At 50.5% G+C, this 17,428-nt stretch carries 15 protein-coding genes; 11 read left to right on the top strand and 4 right to left on the bottom strand.

Going from position 1 to position 17,428, the window contains the following annotated elements; genetic code table 11:
* Nucleotides 1-104: 104 nt before the first annotated feature.
* Nucleotides 105-2,663 carry an alpha-glucan family phosphorylase gene (gene glgP, locus NZM04_02110; GenBank protein ID MCS7062837.1) on the top strand — a complete coding sequence of 853 codons (2,559 nt, stop codon included), beginning with the start codon at nt 105-107 and terminating at the stop codon, nt 2,661-2,663.
* Nucleotides 2,664-2,717: 54 nt separating this feature from the next.
* Here the strand turns inward: glgP and NZM04_02105 are convergent, their stop codons facing one another.
* Nucleotides 2,718-3,419 carry a M23 family metallopeptidase gene (locus NZM04_02105; GenBank protein MCS7062836.1) on the bottom strand — a complete coding sequence of 234 codons (702 nt, stop codon included), beginning with the start codon at nt 3,417-3,419 and terminating at the stop codon, nt 2,718-2,720.
* Between the two features lie 134 nt (nt 3,420-3,553).
* On the opposite strand from NZM04_02105, the gene hisG reads away from it, so the two are divergent.
* Nucleotides 3,554-4,495 carry an ATP phosphoribosyltransferase gene (hisG, locus tag NZM04_02100; protein MCS7062835.1) on the top strand — a complete coding sequence of 314 codons (942 nt, stop codon included), beginning with the start codon at nt 3,554-3,556 and terminating at the stop codon, nt 4,493-4,495.
* On the opposite strand, the gene panB is transcribed toward hisG, so the two are convergent.
* The gene (gene panB, locus NZM04_02095; GenBank protein MCS7062834.1) at nt 4,489-5,286 is read right to left on the bottom strand and encodes a 3-methyl-2-oxobutanoate hydroxymethyltransferase; all 798 of its coding nucleotides are present in this window, start codon (nt 5,284-5,286) and stop codon (nt 4,489-4,491) included. The genes hisG and panB overlap by 7 nt on opposite strands.
* A gap of 27 nt (nt 5,287-5,313) precedes the next feature.
* Here panB and serS point away from each other — a divergent pair, with 27 nt between their 5' ends.
* The 9 genes from serS to NZM04_02050 are packed head-to-tail and all read left to right on the top strand — an operon-like array spanning nt 5,314 to nt 12,996.
* Nucleotides 5,314-6,570, top strand: coding sequence for a serine--tRNA ligase (serS, locus tag NZM04_02090; protein MCS7062833.1), 1,257 nt, complete (start codon nt 5,314-5,316; stop codon nt 6,568-6,570).
* 9 nt (nt 6,571-6,579) lie between these two features.
* Nucleotides 6,580-8,784 carry a carboxy terminal-processing peptidase gene (locus NZM04_02085; protein MCS7062832.1) on the top strand — a complete coding sequence of 735 codons (2,205 nt, stop codon included), beginning with the start codon at nt 6,580-6,582 and terminating at the stop codon, nt 8,782-8,784.
* A 14-nt stretch (nt 8,785-8,798) separates the two neighbouring features.
* Complete coding sequence (infA, locus tag NZM04_02080; protein ID MCS7062831.1) at nt 8,799-9,014, top strand: translation initiation factor IF-1; 216 nt, start codon at nt 8,799-8,801, stop codon at nt 9,012-9,014.
* Between the two features lie 27 nt (nt 9,015-9,041).
* Nucleotides 9,042-9,428, top strand: coding sequence for a hypothetical protein (locus NZM04_02075; protein MCS7062830.1), 387 nt, complete (start codon nt 9,042-9,044; stop codon nt 9,426-9,428).
* A gap of 18 nt (nt 9,429-9,446) precedes the next feature.
* Complete coding sequence (locus tag NZM04_02070; protein ID MCS7062829.1) at nt 9,447-9,707, top strand: hypothetical protein; 261 nt, start codon at nt 9,447-9,449, stop codon at nt 9,705-9,707.
* A 38-nt stretch (nt 9,708-9,745) separates the two neighbouring features.
* Entirely contained in the window at nt 9,746-10,915 is a 1,170-nt protein-coding gene (gene tgt, locus NZM04_02065; GenBank protein ID MCS7062828.1) for a tRNA guanosine(34) transglycosylase Tgt, read from the top strand.
* A complete protein-coding gene (yajC, locus tag NZM04_02060) occupies nt 10,912-11,247 on the top strand; it encodes a preprotein translocase subunit YajC (GenBank protein ID MCS7062827.1) in 336 nt (111 codons plus the stop codon). Before tgt ends, yajC begins: the two co-directional genes overlap by 4 nt.
* 26 nt (nt 11,248-11,273) lie before the next feature.
* Nucleotides 11,274-12,218 carry an ABC transporter ATP-binding protein gene (locus tag NZM04_02055; protein MCS7062826.1) on the top strand — a complete coding sequence of 315 codons (945 nt, stop codon included), beginning with the start codon at nt 11,274-11,276 and terminating at the stop codon, nt 12,216-12,218.
* A 4-nt stretch (nt 12,219-12,222) separates the two neighbouring features.
* Nucleotides 12,223-12,996: an ABC transporter permease gene (locus tag NZM04_02050; GenBank protein ID MCS7062825.1), complete on the top strand. Its 774-nt coding sequence runs from the start codon at nt 12,223-12,225 to the stop codon at nt 12,994-12,996.
* A 3-nt stretch (nt 12,997-12,999) separates the two neighbouring features.
* On the opposite strand, the gene NZM04_02045 is transcribed toward NZM04_02050, so the two are convergent.
* Together NZM04_02045 and NZM04_02040 are read right to left on the bottom strand one after the other, a co-directional pair.
* Entirely contained in the window at nt 13,000-14,601 is a 1,602-nt protein-coding gene (locus NZM04_02045; protein MCS7062824.1) for a lipase maturation factor family protein, read from the bottom strand.
* A gap of 58 nt (nt 14,602-14,659) precedes the next feature.
* Nucleotides 14,660-17,428: putative Ig domain-containing protein (locus NZM04_02040; GenBank protein MCS7062823.1), on the bottom strand; the 2,769-nt coding region annotated here is incomplete at its 5' end.

The following is a 17,428-nucleotide window of genomic DNA, read 5'->3' as shown; positions in this document are numbered from 1 at the left end:
CGAGTCGATAACCATCAGCAGTCTCTCACTCCCAACACCACGCTGACCTCAACGCCAAAATAAAAGTTGTCCTACCTGCCCCCCTCGCTTTAACCTCCCCCACTATGCAAAAATGGCCCTTCTCTTACTCCTGCATCCCCCAAATCCCACCCCGCATCGAAGGACTTCGCGAACTCGCCTACAACCTTTGGTGGACCTGGAACCCTAAAGCTATAGCCATATTCAACGAACTCGACCCTGCACTCTGGAAAAAAGTCGAGCACAACCCCGTCCGCCTCCTCCACCACATCCCTCAAACCCGCCTAATCCAAGTCTCCGAAGACCCCGCCTTCGTCTCCCGCCTAGACGCCGTCCTCCACGACCTCCACCAATACCTCTCCCGCAGCGATCGCTGGTTCCCCACCCACCATGGACACGATCACCTTATCGCCTACTTCTCAGCCGAATTCGGCTTTCACGAGTCCCTCCCCATCTACTCCGGCGGCCTAGGCATTCTCGCAGGCGACCACTGCAAATCCGCCTCCGACCTCGGCGTCCCATTCATTGCAGTGGGGCTCCTCTACCGCATCGGCTACTTCAAACAACGCTTCAACAAAGACGGCTGGCAAGAATCCGAAAACATCCACTTCAACTTTTACGAACTCCCCATCACAGAAATGCGCCACGCCGACGGCACCCCCGTCACCACACAAGTAGATATCCTAGGAACCCCAGTAACCATCAAAGTCTGGCAAGCCCTCATCGGAAATGTCCGACTCCTCCTTCTCGATACCGACATCAGCGAAAACACCGAAGAACACCGCAAAATCACCTACCAACTCTACGGCGGCGACCACGAAACCCGCATCAAACAAGAAATCGTCCTCGGCATCGGCGGCGTCCGCGCCATCGCCGCCATAGGCCTCAAACCAACCGTATATCACATGAACGAAGGCCACGCCGCCTTCCTCTCCCTCGAGCGCATCCGCCAACTCATCACCCTCCAAGGCCTCAACTTCTCCGAAGCCCTACAAGTCGTCGCCGCCTCAAATCTCTTCACCACCCACACCCCAGTCCCCGCAGGCAACGACGCCTTTTCCCCAGCACTCATGCACAAATACTTCGACCGCTACGCCCAAGAATCCTCCATCAGCTTCGAAGAAATAATGCGCCTCGGACGACCATGGGAACATCACCACGACGAACCCTTCAGCATGACCATCCTCGGCCTCCGCACCTCCCGCCAAGCCAATGGCGTCAGTGCCATCCACGGCCACGTCTCACGTGAAATGTGGCAAAATGTCTGGCCAGGCGTCCCAGTTGAAGAAATCCCCATCGGCCACATCACCAACGGCATCCACACCGCCACCTGGATGGCACCAGAAATCCGAGCACTCTTCGACCGCTCCCTCGGCCCAAATTGGATCGAAAACTCCTACGACCCCACACTATGGTCCAGAAACAGTGAGTTCGACGATGAAGAATTTTGGAATATCCACCAAGCCCTCAAAGTCCGCCTCATCCACTTCGCCCGCAACAACGTCCGCCAACAACGCATCCGCACCGGATTCAAACCCGAAGACATCGTCCAAGCCGATCAAATTCTCGACCCCTCCGTGCTGACCATCGGCTTCGCTCGACGCTTTGCCACCTACAAACGCGCCACACTCCTTTTCCGCGACCTCGATCGCCTCAACGCCATCGTCAATCATCCCGAGCACCCTGTCCAATTCATCTTCGCAGGCAAAGCCCACCCCGCAGATGAAGGCGGCAAAAAACTAATCCAACGCATCTACCAAATCTGCCTCATGCCAGAATTCCGTAACCGCATCGTGCTCCTCGAAAATTACGACATCAACCTCGCCCGCTACCTCTACCACGGCGTAGACGTCTGGCTCAACAACCCCACACGCCCTCTCGAAGCCTCCGGCACCAGCGGAGAAAAAGTCTGCCCCAACGGAGTCCTCAACCTCTCCGTCCGCGACGGCTGGTGGGACGAAGCCTACGATGGCGCCAACGGCTGGGCAATCGGCGAAGATGTCGTCTCACACGATGCCTCAGTCCAAGATGAATTCGACGCCGTCTCACTCTATACCCTGATTGAGCAACAAGTCGCGCCCCTCTATTACCGCCGCGATAGCGACGAGATCCCACACGAATGGATCTCTTGGTGCCGACACAGCATCGAAACCATATGCCCAATTTACAACACCGGCCGCATGGTGCAGGACTACTGCAATCAATATTATCTAGTCGCCTCTCGTAACGGCAAAAAAATGGCCGAAAACAACTACAGCCACGCCCGCAACCTTTCCCAATGGAAAGATCGCGTCCGACGCGCATGGCATCAAGTCCGAGCCAAAGAAGTCACCTGCCACGCTCACCAAAATAACCAATACATCATGGTCGGAGACGGCTTCACCCTAGAAGCCAAAGTATATCTCGGTGACCTCACCCCACAAGAAGTCCTCGTAGAAGCTTACGCACAACTCACCAGCGGCGCTGGTCGCGCCCAACAACACCGCCTAGAAGCCGTTCAAACCTTCCCCGACGGATGGATCCTCTATCGCGGACGAGTAGTCGCACTTGAGACAGGCACATACCGCCTCAACGTCCGAGTCATCCCTTATCACCCTGATCTCGTCCAAAAACACGAGCTCCGACTCATCTGCTGGGCTGAATAAACTCGCAGCTCAGCACACCTTCCCCATCCCCTAAACCATAGCCCCGCCAAAGACTCAATCACTGCCCCACATCTCCCAATCCTCCATCGCAAGGAAACGATAACGCCCCTCTTCCTTACGAAGAGCGCTAATGAAACCCGATCCACTACGATAACTTTTCAACATATCTTCCTCACCGTAGCCCCCCCCTAATCCTAGCCCCAGCTCTGTGCGCACCTCCCAATGAAGATGCGCCGCATAAAGACCACCGCAGTTACCCATCACACCGATAAGCTTACCACGCGGTATCAAGGTGAAAGGCTCAACATAGATAGCGTCCAAATGCGCAAACATCATCTCAACGTAGTGCACACGGCCTTGCTCCTCCACTTTATAAATTACAGTTACCACTTTTCCCCAAGCCCCCTCAAAGTCCATTGCCAACGACACCCAACCATCTCCAGGACTATACACAGGCTCTCCTAAATCCTCATTTCCCGGCGCGACATTCCAGTCCTCCCCGAGATGGCCTTCATTTCCAAAAGGGCGCGCAATCTGCACGCCCTCCGCTAAAGGAGGACGGACGGGAAAATCCATCGTAGCATTGGTTTCCATCAGATCACCCAAATGTCTCTCGACAAACTCCTGCCATGTAATCCAAACGACATCCCCGTCTAATTCCCCTATTTTCAAGCTTCGCGAGGCAAATTCAACCACTAAATAAAGCATCAAAACATACAGCCCCCACGCTATCCATTCGCCTCTGAAGCCTCTCATAAAAGCATTTCTTCCACTGCAGACGAAGGATGTCAAAACCGCAATCCAAAGCCAAAGACAAAACAAAACCCACACCAATAAATCAATCGCAAACGAGCTTTTTTTGAACACCAACTTGCGATAAAGTGCCCAAGATGAAAACTTCTCACCCTACGGCCTCCCAAGCCTCCGAGACTACACAAGCCTCTAAAAATCAAGAAAACCAAGGCATCATTCGTCTCGGTCTTCCCAAGGGTAGCCTTGAAGAAGCCACAGTGCAGCTTTTTGCCCGCGCTGGCTATCAACTCTCGTATAGCCCACGCGGTTACCGCCCCTATATTGACGATCCTCAAATTGAACCGCGACTGCTTCGTCCTCAGGAAATCCCTCGCTACATCGCTCAGGGCTTTTTAGATTGCGGCATCACAGGCAAAGATTGGATTGCTGAAGAGGGCGCAGAAGTGCACGTAATTTGTGATTTACGTTACAACAAAGCAACAGCCCTCCCCGCTCGATGGGTTCTGGCTGTGCCCGAAGATTCACCGATCCGTTCTGTAAAAGATTTACAAGGCAAACGCATCGCCACCGAGCCCGTCAAGCTCGTAAAAGCTTACCTTCAAAAACATGGCGTAACGGCAGAAGTCGAATTTTCCTGGGGCGCCACCGAGGTGAAAGTGCCTGAACTCGTAGATGCGATTGTCGACATCACCGAGACCGGCTCATCGCTTCGCGCCAATAAATTGCGCGTGCTGGATACTGTCATGGAAAGTTACCCCCAATTCATCGCAAACATCACAGCATGGAACGACCCCAACAAACGCGCCAAGATGGAGTCGCTAGCGCTTCTCTTGACGGCAGCTTTGAATGCTCGGAATAAGGTCGGGATCAAACTCAATCTTCCCGCCGATCGCCTCCAAGCCGTCCTCGAGACCTTACCCGCCCTTCGCAAGCCAACCGTCTCCTCACTAGCTCAAGAAGGTTGGATCGCACTGGAAACAGTGCTCGATGAAAACCTCGTGCGCGATCTGATCCCCGCACTCAAAAAGCACGGCGCAGAAGGAATCATCGAGTATCCGCTAAACAAAGTCGTCTATTGATGCAAACGCTCATAAACGCTTTGCACCCCCTGCATAAAAGCTCGTGCAGCATTTTTTATCTCCGCTGCCACATCCGCCAAAGGATGAGCAAACCGAGGCCGAAACCACGGGTAAAGACCAATCAGATCATGTAGCACCAAAATTTGTCCATCACAATCCTCTCCTGAACCAATACCAATTGTAGGAATTTTCAACGCGCGACGAATCTCAGCTGCCAGGTCCGCAACAACAAGTTCCAGCACAATCGCAAAAGCCCCTTGTTCCTCTAAAAAATGTGCATCAGCTAGGATGGCACGACGCTCCGCATCCGTGCGACCTTTTATCCGGTAACGACCTTCTTCCTTAATAGATTGAGGCAACATGCCAAGGTGCCCCATGAAAGGAATACCAGCTCCTGCAAGCGCCTGAATAGCGACGGCCCGTGACCGACCGCCTTCTAGTTTGACGGCATCTGCTCCAGCTTGAAGCAAAGCCCGGGCTGACTGAATCGCCTGTGACGCCTCATTGTAAGTATCCTTGGGCAAATCAGCTACTATCAAAGCCCGTGTCCGTGCCCGAGCGACAGCTCGAGTGTGATGGATCATCTCTGCAAGGGTGACTTCCGTCGTGTCAGGATAGCCTAAGACGACCATGCCAAGCGAATCCCCCACCAATAAAAGCGGAACGCCCACTTCATCCAACAGCCGCGCAGTCGGATAATCATAGCAAGTCAATGCAGCTATAGATCTGCGATTTTTGTATGAACGCAGCTCCTGTGGCGTCAACCGATCGCTGGGGAATGATGTTGTCACAGATAGATGAGCTGATAAACAGCCGCAATGCTAGACATACGCCACATACGTGAGCAAGCAGAGAACGTAAAAGAAGCACTGCGTTCCAGAGGCCGAGGCGATGAAAATGCCATTGATCAATTGCTCGCTATCGATGAGGAACGAAGAAAACTCATCACGCAAGTCGAGCACTTGAAAAGTGAGCGAAATCGAGTGAGCAAACTCATCGGTGCTAAAAAATCACGTGGCGAGGAGGTAAGCGAACTCCTCGACTCCATGAAGAAAACCTCAGATGAAATCACGGCTATGGATGCGCGCTTGGCGCAAATCGAAGAGCAGCAACAACAGATTTTATTGACCATCCCCAATCTTCCCCATCCGTCCGTCCCGCGCGGCCAAGATGCCAGCCATAATCGTGTCGAGCGAGTGTGGGGCACGCCACCATCCTTTGATTTCATTCCAAAGCCGCATTGGGAAATCGCAGAAAAACTCGGCTGGCTAGATTTTTCAGCAGCAGCTAAGATCTCTGGAAGCGGGTTTGTTGTCTACAAAGGGCAAGGCGCAAGACTCGAGCGAGCATTGATCAACTATATTTTAGATATTCACACCCAAAAACATGGCTACCTCGAAGTAAATGTCCCACACATCGTCCGGGGAACTTCGATGGTAGGGACCGGGCAATTGCCTAAATTTGCTGAGGATATGTATCGGCTGGAGAATGAAGAGAGTTATTTGATTCCGACAGCTGAAGTCCCCGTCACCAATTTACATCGCGAGGAGATTTTATCTGCGGATTCATTACCGATCGCCTACGCGGCTTTCACCCCTTGCTTTCGTAGGGAGGCTGGCAGCGCAGGAAAAGATACCCGCGGGATGATTCGGATGCATCAGTTCGATAAAGTCGAGCTCGTTCATATCACGACGCCAGAGAGATCTTATGCCACGCTAGAACGCCTGGTCGAGCATGTAGAGGTGGTGTTGCAAAACTTAGGCCTGCATTATCGGGTCGTATCGCTCTGCACGGGCGATATGGGGTTTGGTGCGGCCAAATGCTACGATATCGAGGTATGGGCGCCCGGACTGGGAGCCTGGCTGGAAGTTTCCTCTTGTAGTAATTTTGAGGATTTTCAAGCTCGACGTATGCAGCTCAGGTATCGGCCAGCCGAAGGGGAAAAACCTAGATTTTGCCATACCTTGAACGGCTCCGGGCCAGCTTTAGCGCGGCTTTATATCGCCCTTCTGGAGACGTATCAACAGCGGGACGGTTCGGTCTTGCTCCCGGAGGCTATCCGTGCTTATATTTAACCAGGGTGTATGCCGAGAATACTACAAATGTGGACTTTCAGTGCAACGATCGCTCTGGCCCTCTGGCTAGATGCGATCGCAGCACCCATGAGTCGACCCATGACAGGTAGGGTAGCTCAAATTGTCGGCGAGCTACTCGAAAATAACCATTACAGCAGGGTTCTTTTTGATGATGCAGTCTCAAGTCAATTCCTCAAAAACTACTTTGAGCGTCTCGACTACAACCGGATGATTTTTTTGCAATCTGATATTGATGAATTTACAAAAGAATACGGCACAAAACTAGATGACCTTACACGTCGTGGAGATCCGACACCAGCTTACAGAATTTACGAACGCTACCGAGAACGCTTAGCTGAGCGAGTTAAACACATCCACACCTTACTTAAGCAGCCCCATAATTTCGACATAGAAGAGCGGTTTCTTCCGGCGCGTGACAAAGAACCTTGGCCCAAGACAATCGAGGAAATGAACGAGCTTTGGCGTCTGAGAATCAAATATGATCTCCTAGCAGGTATTTTGGACAAATCAGATCCGAATAAGTCAGAAAACGAGCGCTATGATGCAACAGTTGCTCGCGTCAAAAAACGATACGACCTCATCCTAAAAGCCGCACAAGAAGCAGAGACCGATGATATCATCCAAGAATACCTCTCCGCATTGGCCCACGCTTATGATCCCCACACAGATTACTTCAATCCAGAACAGGCAGAAAACTTCTCTATAAATAGCATAAAACTCAAGCTCATCGGCATAGGTGCTGTTCTACAAAGCGAGGACGGTTACGCTAAGGTCAAAGAAGTTGTTCCCGGTGGCCCAGCAGATCTCAGCAAACAAATAAAACCCGGCGACAGAATCGTCGCAGTGCAACAAGAAAAAGGTGAGCCAGTCGATGTCGTAGATATGAAGCTCAACCGAGTGGTTAAAATGATCCGTGGAAAAAAAGGCACTAAAGTCACACTCACCATCATCCCGGCCACCTCAGTAGATGGCTCAGAAAGAAAACGCGTCACCTTGATCCGAAATGAAATTCAACTCAAAGACCAATACGCCAAAGCCCGTATTATCGAATTGCCCGCCACGACAGAAAACCCGGCTATAAGACTCGGAGTCGTAGTATTGCCTGAATTCTACGACAACTGTGCTCGTGACGTCGCCAAGCTCATACGCCGCTTAATGAAGGAAAACATATCAGGTCTTATTCTCGATCTACGTCGCAACGGAGGAGGCATCCTAGAGCAAGCTGTCGAAATCACTGGCCTTTTCATCCCCAAAGGACCAGTCGTCCAAGTGCGTGATTCTCGTTCTCGCACTATGACCTACGTGGATGATGATGGCAAAGTCCTTTACGATGGACCTTTGGCCGTCCTTGTTAACCGTCTCAGTGCTTCTGCCTCCGAAATTGTTGCCGCAGCATTACAAGATCACGGGCGTGCCATAATTGTCGGGGACCAAAGCACGCATGGCAAAGGCACCGTTCAGAAATTAGAGCCACTCGACCGACACCTCTGGATGGAGTTCCCCACCAATCCAGGACAGCTCAAGCTCACCGTATCTAAGTTTTACCGCATAGCTGGTGGCACAACTCAAAAAGTCGGCGTCACTCCCGACATCATTCTCCCCTCCCTTTATGATTACTTTGAGATCGGAGAATCACGCCTTCCCAACGCACTTCCTCCCGATGAAATTGCCCCTGCCACCTACAAACCCCTAAACCGCACACTACCTCATCTAACGCGTCTTCAGCATCTCTCCCAAAATCGTATCGCCTCACAACCAGAATTCAAATTCATCCAAGACGACATTAAAGTTCTCAAGGCGAAGCTTGAAGATAAATCAGTCAGCCTTTGCAAAGCGACTCGTCTAAAAGAACTGGATGAGTATAAAAGGAAAAAAAACGCTCGCGAAGAACAGTTGAAAAAGCTACCACCACTAACTGAAAAATTCTACGAAATAACATTAGACATGGTTGATAAAGAAGAGGCACCTCGGCTTATCCCCCTTTCAGGATCCAAAATGAAAGGTAGCGAAGGCATCCAAATAGAAGAAACTAACGAAGCCGCTACAGGCGTCGAGCTAGAAACATACGCCTACGCACAGCTAATGGAGACAGCCAATATCCTTAGCGACTACATACAAATCACCCGCTCTTCTAAAACTCCTGAAATGATTGCCCAGCAAAAACAAACTGCAGACCAACTCATCTCACCCTAGTTATTCACAGCAACATGAGCTCCCAAAACATACAAGTCGAAGGTCGGATCGTTACGGTTCTCCCCGGCACCATGTTCCGGGTTGAGCTACCCAACAAACACAATATCCTTGCCCACATCTCGGGCAAAATGCGAAAAAACTTCGTTCGCCTCACCCTAGGCGATCGTGTCAAGGTCGAGATGTCTCCCCACGATCTCGAAAAAGGCCGCATTCTATACAGATTAAGTTAGGCTTCATCCCGCCCCCCCTCACATTCTATGGAATGCTTCGAGCAACACAACTCGCCCCGATCCCTTCAGGGGCAATCATACACTTTCAACAATGACCTAGAACGTGCAGCCATACTTGAGAAGGCCTTCGACTATCGGGGCGACGTCACCCTCACTTTAAGCAATGGCCAAACCATCGAATGCTACATCTACAATCGTAACCAATTCGCTTCCCCACCCTACATTGATGTCTTCCTAAAAGGATCAGATGCCTCACAGCGTTTTCCCTACACCGATATCACCGCACTTGCCTTCACCGGCAAAGACGCTGCCGATGGCAAATCCTACGAAGCCTGGAAAGCCAAAAAGCAAAGCGAACGTGCTGCAGAAGCCGCTAAAATTGAGGCTGAAATGCGAGAAAAAGGACTACTCTAAGTCCCTTTCAAAAGACATATGGGCACCAGTCCCACCCCTCATTCCAAGGAGTTCGAGAAAATCATGCTCGAAAGGGCTCAACGAGCCGCTCAAATCATCGCCCATGCCCAAAAATACAAAGTCTGCGAAGGCTGTGACTCCATCGTTACGGCCGACACCATTACTTGCCCTACTTGTCACAGCTACCGCTTCGACGCCACGCCTGAACGGGTCGTCCGACAAGCAGAATATCTTGCCACCCGTCCACCTCAAAGCCTTCAAAGCAGCGATTACGTTTAAATCCCAGGAATAAAAGGGACGCGAAAACCTACTACTCAATGCCTGCTCCCAGCCCATTTCGCGTCATCACCACCGACCGCACATCCCAAGCAAGACTCGGCGAGCTTATCACCCCTCATGGCACGATACCAACGCCAATTTTCATGCCCGTAGGCACGCAGGGCACCGTCAAAGGCATCCCCTCTCATGATCTTCTACAACTCAATACCCCTATCATCTTAGCCAACACCTACCACCTCCTTATTCGTCCTGGCAAATCCATCATAGAGCATTTCGGCGGCCTTCATACCTTCATGCAATGGCCGCGCCCAATCCTCACAGATAGCGGCGGCTACCAAGTCTTCAGCCTAGCCCGCCTCAGAAAAATCTCTTGCGATGGCGTCCATTTCCAGTCCCACGTCAACGGAGCGCCGTTTTTTCTCGGCCCACGTGAAGCGCTTGAAATGCAGCGCGCAATCGGCTCCGATATCGCTATGGTGCTAGACGTCTGTCCACCGTGGGATGCACCTCCGATACAAATGCGCGAAGCCGTTATGCTGACGCTAAGTTGGGCCCAACAAGCCCGCCAAATCTGGCCGCAGCTTCTGCAAAAAGAAAATATCGAACCACAATCTCTACCTCGCCCACTTCTTTTCGGCATCGTTCAAGGAGGCAGCAACCCCACTTTGCGAGCGCACTGCGCACAATCCCTCGTTGAAAAAGATTTCGATAGCTACGCCATCGGCGGCGTCAGCGTGGGTGAACCGCAGGAGGAAATGTATCGAGCCGTCGAGTTAACCATTCCCCATCTTCCTCCAGATAAAGCCCGCTACACAATGGGGCTAGGCCATCCGCACCAAATAGTCGAGCTCGTCGCTCGTGGTGTAGACATGTTCGATTGCGTCCTGCCCACACGCATGGCACGGCATGGCACTGCCTACACCAGCTGCGGTCCTATCAATCTTAAACGCAGCGTTCATGCACTTTCACACGATCCAATTGATCCTTCCTGTGCTTGTGCAGTATGCATGCGCTACAGCCGAGGTTATGTCCATCATCTCTTCCGTGCTGGTGAGATGCTTGCTCAATATCTCACCACCTATCACAACCTTGCATTCTATCTAGAATTAACGCGCAAAATTCGTGAAACCTTGGCTCAAGGCACGTTCTCAGCATTTCGGGAAGCCTTTACAAAAACTTATTCCGTGCCTAATGAGAGAGAACCATGAACAACCTCTTATATCTCGCACAAGCGGCTAATCCTGCTCCCGTCCCGGATCCCACTGTGCCTTCAGGCCCGCCGGCCTACACGCTGATCGTTCAGCTACTACTCTTTTTTCTGATCTTTTATTTTCTTCTCATTCGTCCCTCAATCAAGGCACGAAAAGCTCAAGAAAAAATGATCGCCGATATCAAGATCGGGGATAATATCGTCTTCTGCAACGGTATCCTCGGGCACGTCACCAACATCAAAGATAAAACCTTCATCGTAAAAGTAGACGACTCGGTAAAACTAGAGATCCAAAAAGCTGCTGTTACCTCTGTGTTGCCAAAATCCTGAGAGCCATACATCGTCGGATTCTTCTCATGGCCTGTTCCCTTTTGCTCAAGGCCGTCAGTTACAGATACAGAGACAAAGCGGCTCTACATCAGCTCACTGCAAAAATTTCAGGTAAGGCCATCACTGCCCTTCTCGGTCCGAATGGATCGGGCAAAAGCACCCTATTCAATATCCTTGCCACACACCTTCCTTTGCAAGAAGGTGAGGCCACACTTGAGCTCCACGATCGACCAGCAGTTTCTCTTCGTCCACCGCTCCAACCCTGGCGTGCCGTGCTAGGCGTCGTCTTCCAAAATCCAAGCCTCGATAAAAAACTCACCGTTTTGGAGAACATGCGTTATCATGCATGGCTCTTCGGAATTAAGGACAGCATATTCCTACAACGATCACGTTTTTTGCTCGATGCCCTGAAAATACAGGACTATGCGCATGCCAAAGTCGAGACGTTGTCGGGTGGTATAGCCCGACGCGCTGAGATCGCTAAGACACTACTGGCTCAACCTCGATTACTTCTTTTAGATGAGCCGTCCACTGGGCTCGATCCGATTGCACGACGTGATCTAATGGATCTACTGCGACGCCTGGTGTCTGAAGAAAAGATCCTAGTCTTCATGACTACTCATTTTACCGATGAAGCTGAGCAAGCAGATCAAGTTCTCATCTTGGATCAGGGTCATCTGGTTGCCAATGGGGCACCTTCTGAGCTTAAGAAATCGTGTCCATTCCATGTTATACGTGTGGAAGGGGATTTCCCATCAAAATTCGTCATGCAGTTTTCGGAAAGTTTTCGTTACAGGTTTCAACATCATCCTCGGCATCTCCGAATCGAATGCCCTATAGACGAAGATCCAGAGGGCCTTGCACGCTGGATTCGTCAAACACTTGATGGAACGTCGCACAGCATCACAATTTCACCTCCCACACTTGAGGACGTCTTTTTCAAAATGACTGGGCACACATTTACCGTTTGATTCCATGTTTCACGCATATTTCCTCCCAATATACTCAATTGCGCATCGTGAAATTGTTCGTTTTTTACGGCAACCCACACGGATCATTGGTGCATTTGGCACACCACTTCTCCTATGGAGCCTTCTAGGAAGCGGGATTGGAAGCTCTTTTCAAGCTCCGCATGCAAGCCACTTGCCGTTTCTTCACTTTTTTTTACCGGGTGCCATGCTTTTTTTGGTGTTGTTTACCTCGATCTTTTCAGCGATCTCGATCATTACTGATCGGAATGAGGGATTCATGCAGAGCGTGATCTCTGCACCCATTCCTCGCCTTGCGATCGTTTTGGGCAAGGTTTTTGGAGCTGTCCTACTCGCAGTTGTTCAAGCCACTCTGCTCGGCATGGTTTCATACCTTGGCGGTTTCCCATGGACATTCCAAATGATTCTGCCGGCTCTATTCGTTTTAACGTTAAGCGCTCTGTTCCTCGCTTGCTTGGGGTTTGCAACGGCTTGGCCAATGGATTCCGTGCAAGGTTATCACGGAGTAATGAATTTGATCCTCATGCCCATGTGGGTATTATCCGGCGGGCTTTTTCCTCCTGAAGGTGCCTCGCCGATACTGCAGTTTATCATGCATGCCAATCCGCTACACTATGCGATTGCTGCATTGCGACACGTGATGCTTCCCGAGACGCAGCCTTGGCCAAGCTGGTCGAGCTGCATTTTGATTTTGACCGTAATCGATGCTCTTATGTTGGGGCTCTGTCTCTGGATCAGCCAACGCCCTGTTAAAAAATAGTTCCTACTGTGGCGCCTCGGTATTTGAATTTCGAAGTGAAACCGCTGGCATAAAGATTCCTACATATTCTCTCTCCCACCAGCGTCGCTCATATAGAAGGGTTGCTAGATCCGACATTCGGTAACGGTAGCGTAGAGCCCGAATAAAGCGCACCTCACGGATTTCAATCGGTGGTTTACCAAATAAAGCCCAAATCTCTAGTTTATGCTGTAGAAGTCCTTGAGTCATTTTCGTGAACCAATAAAGAGGGGAACTTCGATGCGCATCGCGAGGCCATTGAAACCCATCTGGAACCAGAGCTGCGAACCACATCTGCCAATCTAGCCTTGGCTGGTGCGGCGCTACAAAGGCGGGCATTCGATATGGATTCCCCGGCTTGTATTTGCATTCAAGCTCATGCCACGTTGTTCCGTCTGAGCTCACTTCCAAGATGACCTCATCTCGCATTTTCGTCATCGATTGAAATAGCCCGTAAGCATTAAAGCTGCGCAGCCCGCTAAAATGCTGGTAGAGCTCGTGAAAAGGTTGCGGAAAAACCCGCGTGTAGCCTTGCACTCGATAGCTGAAGGATTGATCTGCAGCTATGAGAGTGAGCAAGATAGCCACCGGCGCGAATATTAGACTAGGCCAACAGGCCAGACTCCAAGGAGAGCGAACTGGCCTATCAAAACATGCAGCGTGAAATTTTTTCAATCGTTTCACCGGCCAAGCTTGATCGTCTAAAAGACTCAGCGCGACAGTAGCGGTAAGCAGGTTAAAAAAGTTGTAGTTTCCAGTGAAGAAGACCGCTGCCATGAGCACTATGAACCCGTAAGCTGCCCAACGTCGAGCAATCGCGCCGCAGAAAACTGCTACAGGCAGAATCAGCTCGATACCATGCATCATCAGACAGCTCAGTTGGTCCATCCAGAGAGGAAGTTGATGAGCTAACCAGCCTCCTACGTGGGGTAGAGGTTGTGTCTCGTAATGGTAAGTCAACGCTGTCAAATCGATCCAGCTTGTATCGCCACCTAAAATTTTGACAGCCCCTGACTGAAACATGATTCGGAAGATGAGCCAGTGCATAAGAAAGACAGCAGCAGGCGGAGGATCGTAATCTCTACGCGCGCAAAAAGCTCTCCAGCCTTTTCCTCCTTTCCATGAGGCATAGAAAATCCCGATGAATCCAGCCTCCAGCAGGAAGATGTCCCACTGATAGTTCATGAAGATGTCACCTACGGTTACGATCGAAAGATAAAGAGCCCAGAGGATAAATAATGCAGGTCCTGGCGTGAGCCCGATAAAAACTAAGAGACCAAGCACGCCGCCCATCACAGAGAGTAGTCCTATTTTTTCATGTAGATGGCCTAAGCGAAATATGGTCGGATATTGTAGCCAGAGGGAGCGCTTTTTTCTTTGCTCAAACGCCCTGATATTTTCGATGAGTTCATGGGCTGGAAGAATCCCTTTGTCGCCTACTAAACCTTGCCATTGGTAAGCCCAGGAAAAAAAGGCAAAGGCATAAATCAGTCCCAATAGACGAGGAAGATAATACCCGCTTGCGCGATATGAGGTTTTGATTGAGGACGGCGCCTGTGGAGGCGGGCTGTCTGTTTGAATTGCCATTGAAATACAATGGCCTAATCAGTGGCCAGATGCGATTTTTTTTAGGCCTGGTTAAGGCTTAGGGCTTATGAAAGGCTACAGGAGGGGGTTCGTCTTGGAGAATTTCATTTAATATATCTTGAATAGGTTTGTATCGAATAGGACGAGAGGTGTCTTCCTCGATTTTAAATGTCAGAAGAAGCTCGGCTTTCGAATTATCAGCAGACGAGTAAGCAATGAGTGTGGCTGAGCTTGTGCCTGCAGTCCGAGGTCGTCCACTGATTACTCCTTGTTTTTCATCGAGCTGTAGGCCGCTTGGAAGTTCTCCAATGATTGAAAAGCTGTCGGCATTGAAGTTTACTCGAATGACGTAGCTCAAAGAGCGATTGACTTGTCCACGTATGACGGGAGAACTGATAATTCGAGGTGGGGTCGGCGCCACTACACGGAGTGTGAATTTCTTTGCACCAGTGCCGGCTTCATTCACGGCTTTGATTTCGAAATTGAATAGGCCTGATTCTTCTGGCGTTCCCGATAGAATGCCATTGCGGCGGTCGAATTGAAGGCCTTTGGGAAGTTTTCCATCTATGAGGAAGGTTTTAATTTCTTGATCGGCTTCGATTTTTTGTTCGAACCGCTTACCAAGCTCCGAAGCTAAGCTTGAGATTGTTTTTATTTCGGGAGGCGGAGATTTGCTTATGTGAATGATCAATGGCTTTTCAGACTTGCCGCCGGCATTGATGGCAATCATGTTCACCTCATGACGACCTTCCTTTCGTGGAGTGCCTGAGATGCGAGCTGTTTTGGCGTCAAACGTCAATCCATCGGGTAGGGCACCATCTATTTGGAAACCAGTAGGATTGCCTGTGGCACGGATTTGATAATCGAAAGGCTGATTAACGAAACCTCGTTTGATTTCCTCACTTATAATTGTGGGGGCAGGAGGCTTGCTGATGGTAAATGTGACGGCTTTTGCAGAGTTGCCCTTGGCATTGAAGGCAGCTACAGTCACTGTAAAGGTGCCGGATTCTTGGGGCGTGCCACGGATGATTCCAGTGCCTTCATCCATGACTAATCCTTCAGGAAGTCGTCCTTTGAAGTTATAGGTCAACGCGGGCGCTTGAGTCCGGATCTGATAAGTGAGCGGCTGCCCAACAACCCCAGAGACGTTCGATGGACTCACTATTACAGGAGCTTCAGTAGCAAGCTTGCTAGAGTCAACTTTGGTGTTGCTCTTTTGATTTCCTTTTTCCCCGTCGTTTTTGTCCTTGGGGTCTGTGGCTTTGAGTTGAATATCAGGCGTCGGCTTGGGAGTTAGCGGAGGGCGTTGATTTGTTGAAGATCTTGAGGCAGGTCGAAGATTGATTTCTTGATCCTTTAGAGCAGCTTCTTCCGGAAACGTTCGGGTTGTCGGCTGGGAGGAGGGTAGGGATGGCGCAGTCAGCCTTGGGGAGCCGAAATTGGCAGCGGGTGGAGGATTAGGAGTGGGAGTGGGCATGGGAACGGGGGTTGAGATAATGGCTACGGTTTGGTTTACGATTGTGATGGTGAGATTTTTAACAGTTGTGCCTGCGCGGTTACTTGCGATGAGTTTAACTTCGTAAGTCCCCACCGCTTCAGGTGTGCCAAGGATATAACCCGTTCGGTTGTTTACTGAAAGGCCAGGCGGAAGTCCGGTAGCATCGTAGCGCGTCACTTCGCCTTCTGTATTAATGGCAAAGCCGAAAGCACTGCCCAGGACTCCTTGAATAGTATCAGGTGTCGTGATCACGGGTGGCGTCAGTGATGAGTCTTCGGGTTCAGTGACGTGTATGGTGAGCGCTTGATAACTTTCTCCCCCACTATTTGCGGCAAAGACATTCACCTGATATGTGCCTCGGGTGGTAATGCTTCCTTGAATGCGACCTGTGGCAGGATCAAGAATGAGGCCTGGAGGTAGACCGGTAGCTGAAAAACGAGTGGCCGGACGTAGAGTAGTGATTTGGAATGAACTAAAAACGCCTTGGCGGATGACCCATGTAGATGGACTTGTGATTTCAGGGACTTGCGGGAGAATCATCAATCTAAGAACTTTTTCGGTTGTCGCGCTTTGGTTTGTTGCGACTAAAGTGACGGAATATTGACCCGCTGCCGCAGGGATACCCGTGATGGTGCGCGTGTTGACATCAAATCTGAGATTGGCAGGAAGAGACAACACCGACACAGAGGTTGCATTTTCAGCTTGCACAGAATACACAAACGAGTTGCCTTCGACACCTGTAGCAGTGAGTGGCGAGGTGATAACAGGAGCTGCAAGTTGAACAACAAATTCTATCCTAAGTGTGCTTTCACCTACGGGATTTTTTGCGGTTAGAAAAACAGGAAATGTCCCAAGTCTAGTGGGAATGCCTGTGATTTGTCCCGTGCGTGCATCGAATTCCATCCAATCTGGCTTATCTCGCAGAATCCATTGATTGACCTCTCCACCCATATTTGTCGCAACTACGGGTTGCATGGCTTCATTGAGCTTCAGAACAACGATTTCGGGGCCTCTTAAATCTGGACGAGCCGAAATTTTGAAAATGGAGTTAAAACGGCTAACGCCTTGGTCGTTCTCTGCAAGAATCATAGCATTGAAGATACCGGCCACACTTGGTGTTCCAGTCACAATTCCCGTCGAGGAGTCGATAGTTAGCCCGTTGGGCAAACCCACTGCGTTCCAGCGAGTCGCTTGGCCACTGTTATTTCTGAACTGCACTGGATCAATGGCTAGACCAAGATAACCTTCAACATTCTTTGGAGCTACGATTCGGGGCGGAGGAGGGCGATGGCTGAATTTCACCACGAAAGCATCCATACTGCCTTGTAT

The sequence above is a fragment of the Candidatus Methylacidiphilales bacterium genome (assembly GCA_025056655.1).
In the GTDB taxonomy this organism is placed as follows: Bacteria; Verrucomicrobiota; Verrucomicrobiia; order Methylacidiphilales; family JANWVL01; genus JANWVL01.
Note: the sequence above shows the minus strand (reverse complement) of the source record. Positions and strands in the feature narration are given on the sequence as shown.

Coding starts and splice junctions, on each gene's coding strand:
- glgP (MCS7062837.1), top strand. CDS start 105: ATGCAAAAATGGCCCTTCTCTTACTCCTGCATCCCCCAAATCCCACCC.
- NZM04_02105 (MCS7062836.1), bottom strand. CDS start 3,419: ATGAGAGGCTTCAGAGGCGAATGGATAGCGTGGGGGCTGTATGTTTTG.
- hisG (MCS7062835.1), top strand. CDS start 3,554: ATGAAAACTTCTCACCCTACGGCCTCCCAAGCCTCCGAGACTACACAA.
- serS (MCS7062833.1), top strand. CDS start 5,314: ATGCTAGACATACGCCACATACGTGAGCAAGCAGAGAACGTAAAAGAA.
- NZM04_02085 (MCS7062832.1), top strand. CDS start 6,580: ATGCCGAGAATACTACAAATGTGGACTTTCAGTGCAACGATCGCTCTG.
- infA (MCS7062831.1), top strand. CDS start 8,799: ATGAGCTCCCAAAACATACAAGTCGAAGGTCGGATCGTTACGGTTCTC.
- NZM04_02075 (MCS7062830.1), top strand. CDS start 9,042: ATGGAATGCTTCGAGCAACACAACTCGCCCCGATCCCTTCAGGGGCAA.
- NZM04_02070 (MCS7062829.1), top strand. CDS start 9,447: ATGGGCACCAGTCCCACCCCTCATTCCAAGGAGTTCGAGAAAATCATG.
- tgt (MCS7062828.1), top strand. CDS start 9,746: ATGCCTGCTCCCAGCCCATTTCGCGTCATCACCACCGACCGCACATCC.
- yajC (MCS7062827.1), top strand. CDS start 10,912: ATGAACAACCTCTTATATCTCGCACAAGCGGCTAATCCTGCTCCCGTC.
- NZM04_02055 (MCS7062826.1), top strand. CDS start 11,274: ATGGCCTGTTCCCTTTTGCTCAAGGCCGTCAGTTACAGATACAGAGAC.
- NZM04_02050 (MCS7062825.1), top strand. CDS start 12,223: ATGTTTCACGCATATTTCCTCCCAATATACTCAATTGCGCATCGTGAA.
- NZM04_02045 (MCS7062824.1), bottom strand. CDS start 14,601: ATGGCAATTCAAACAGACAGCCCGCCTCCACAGGCGCCGTCCTCAATC.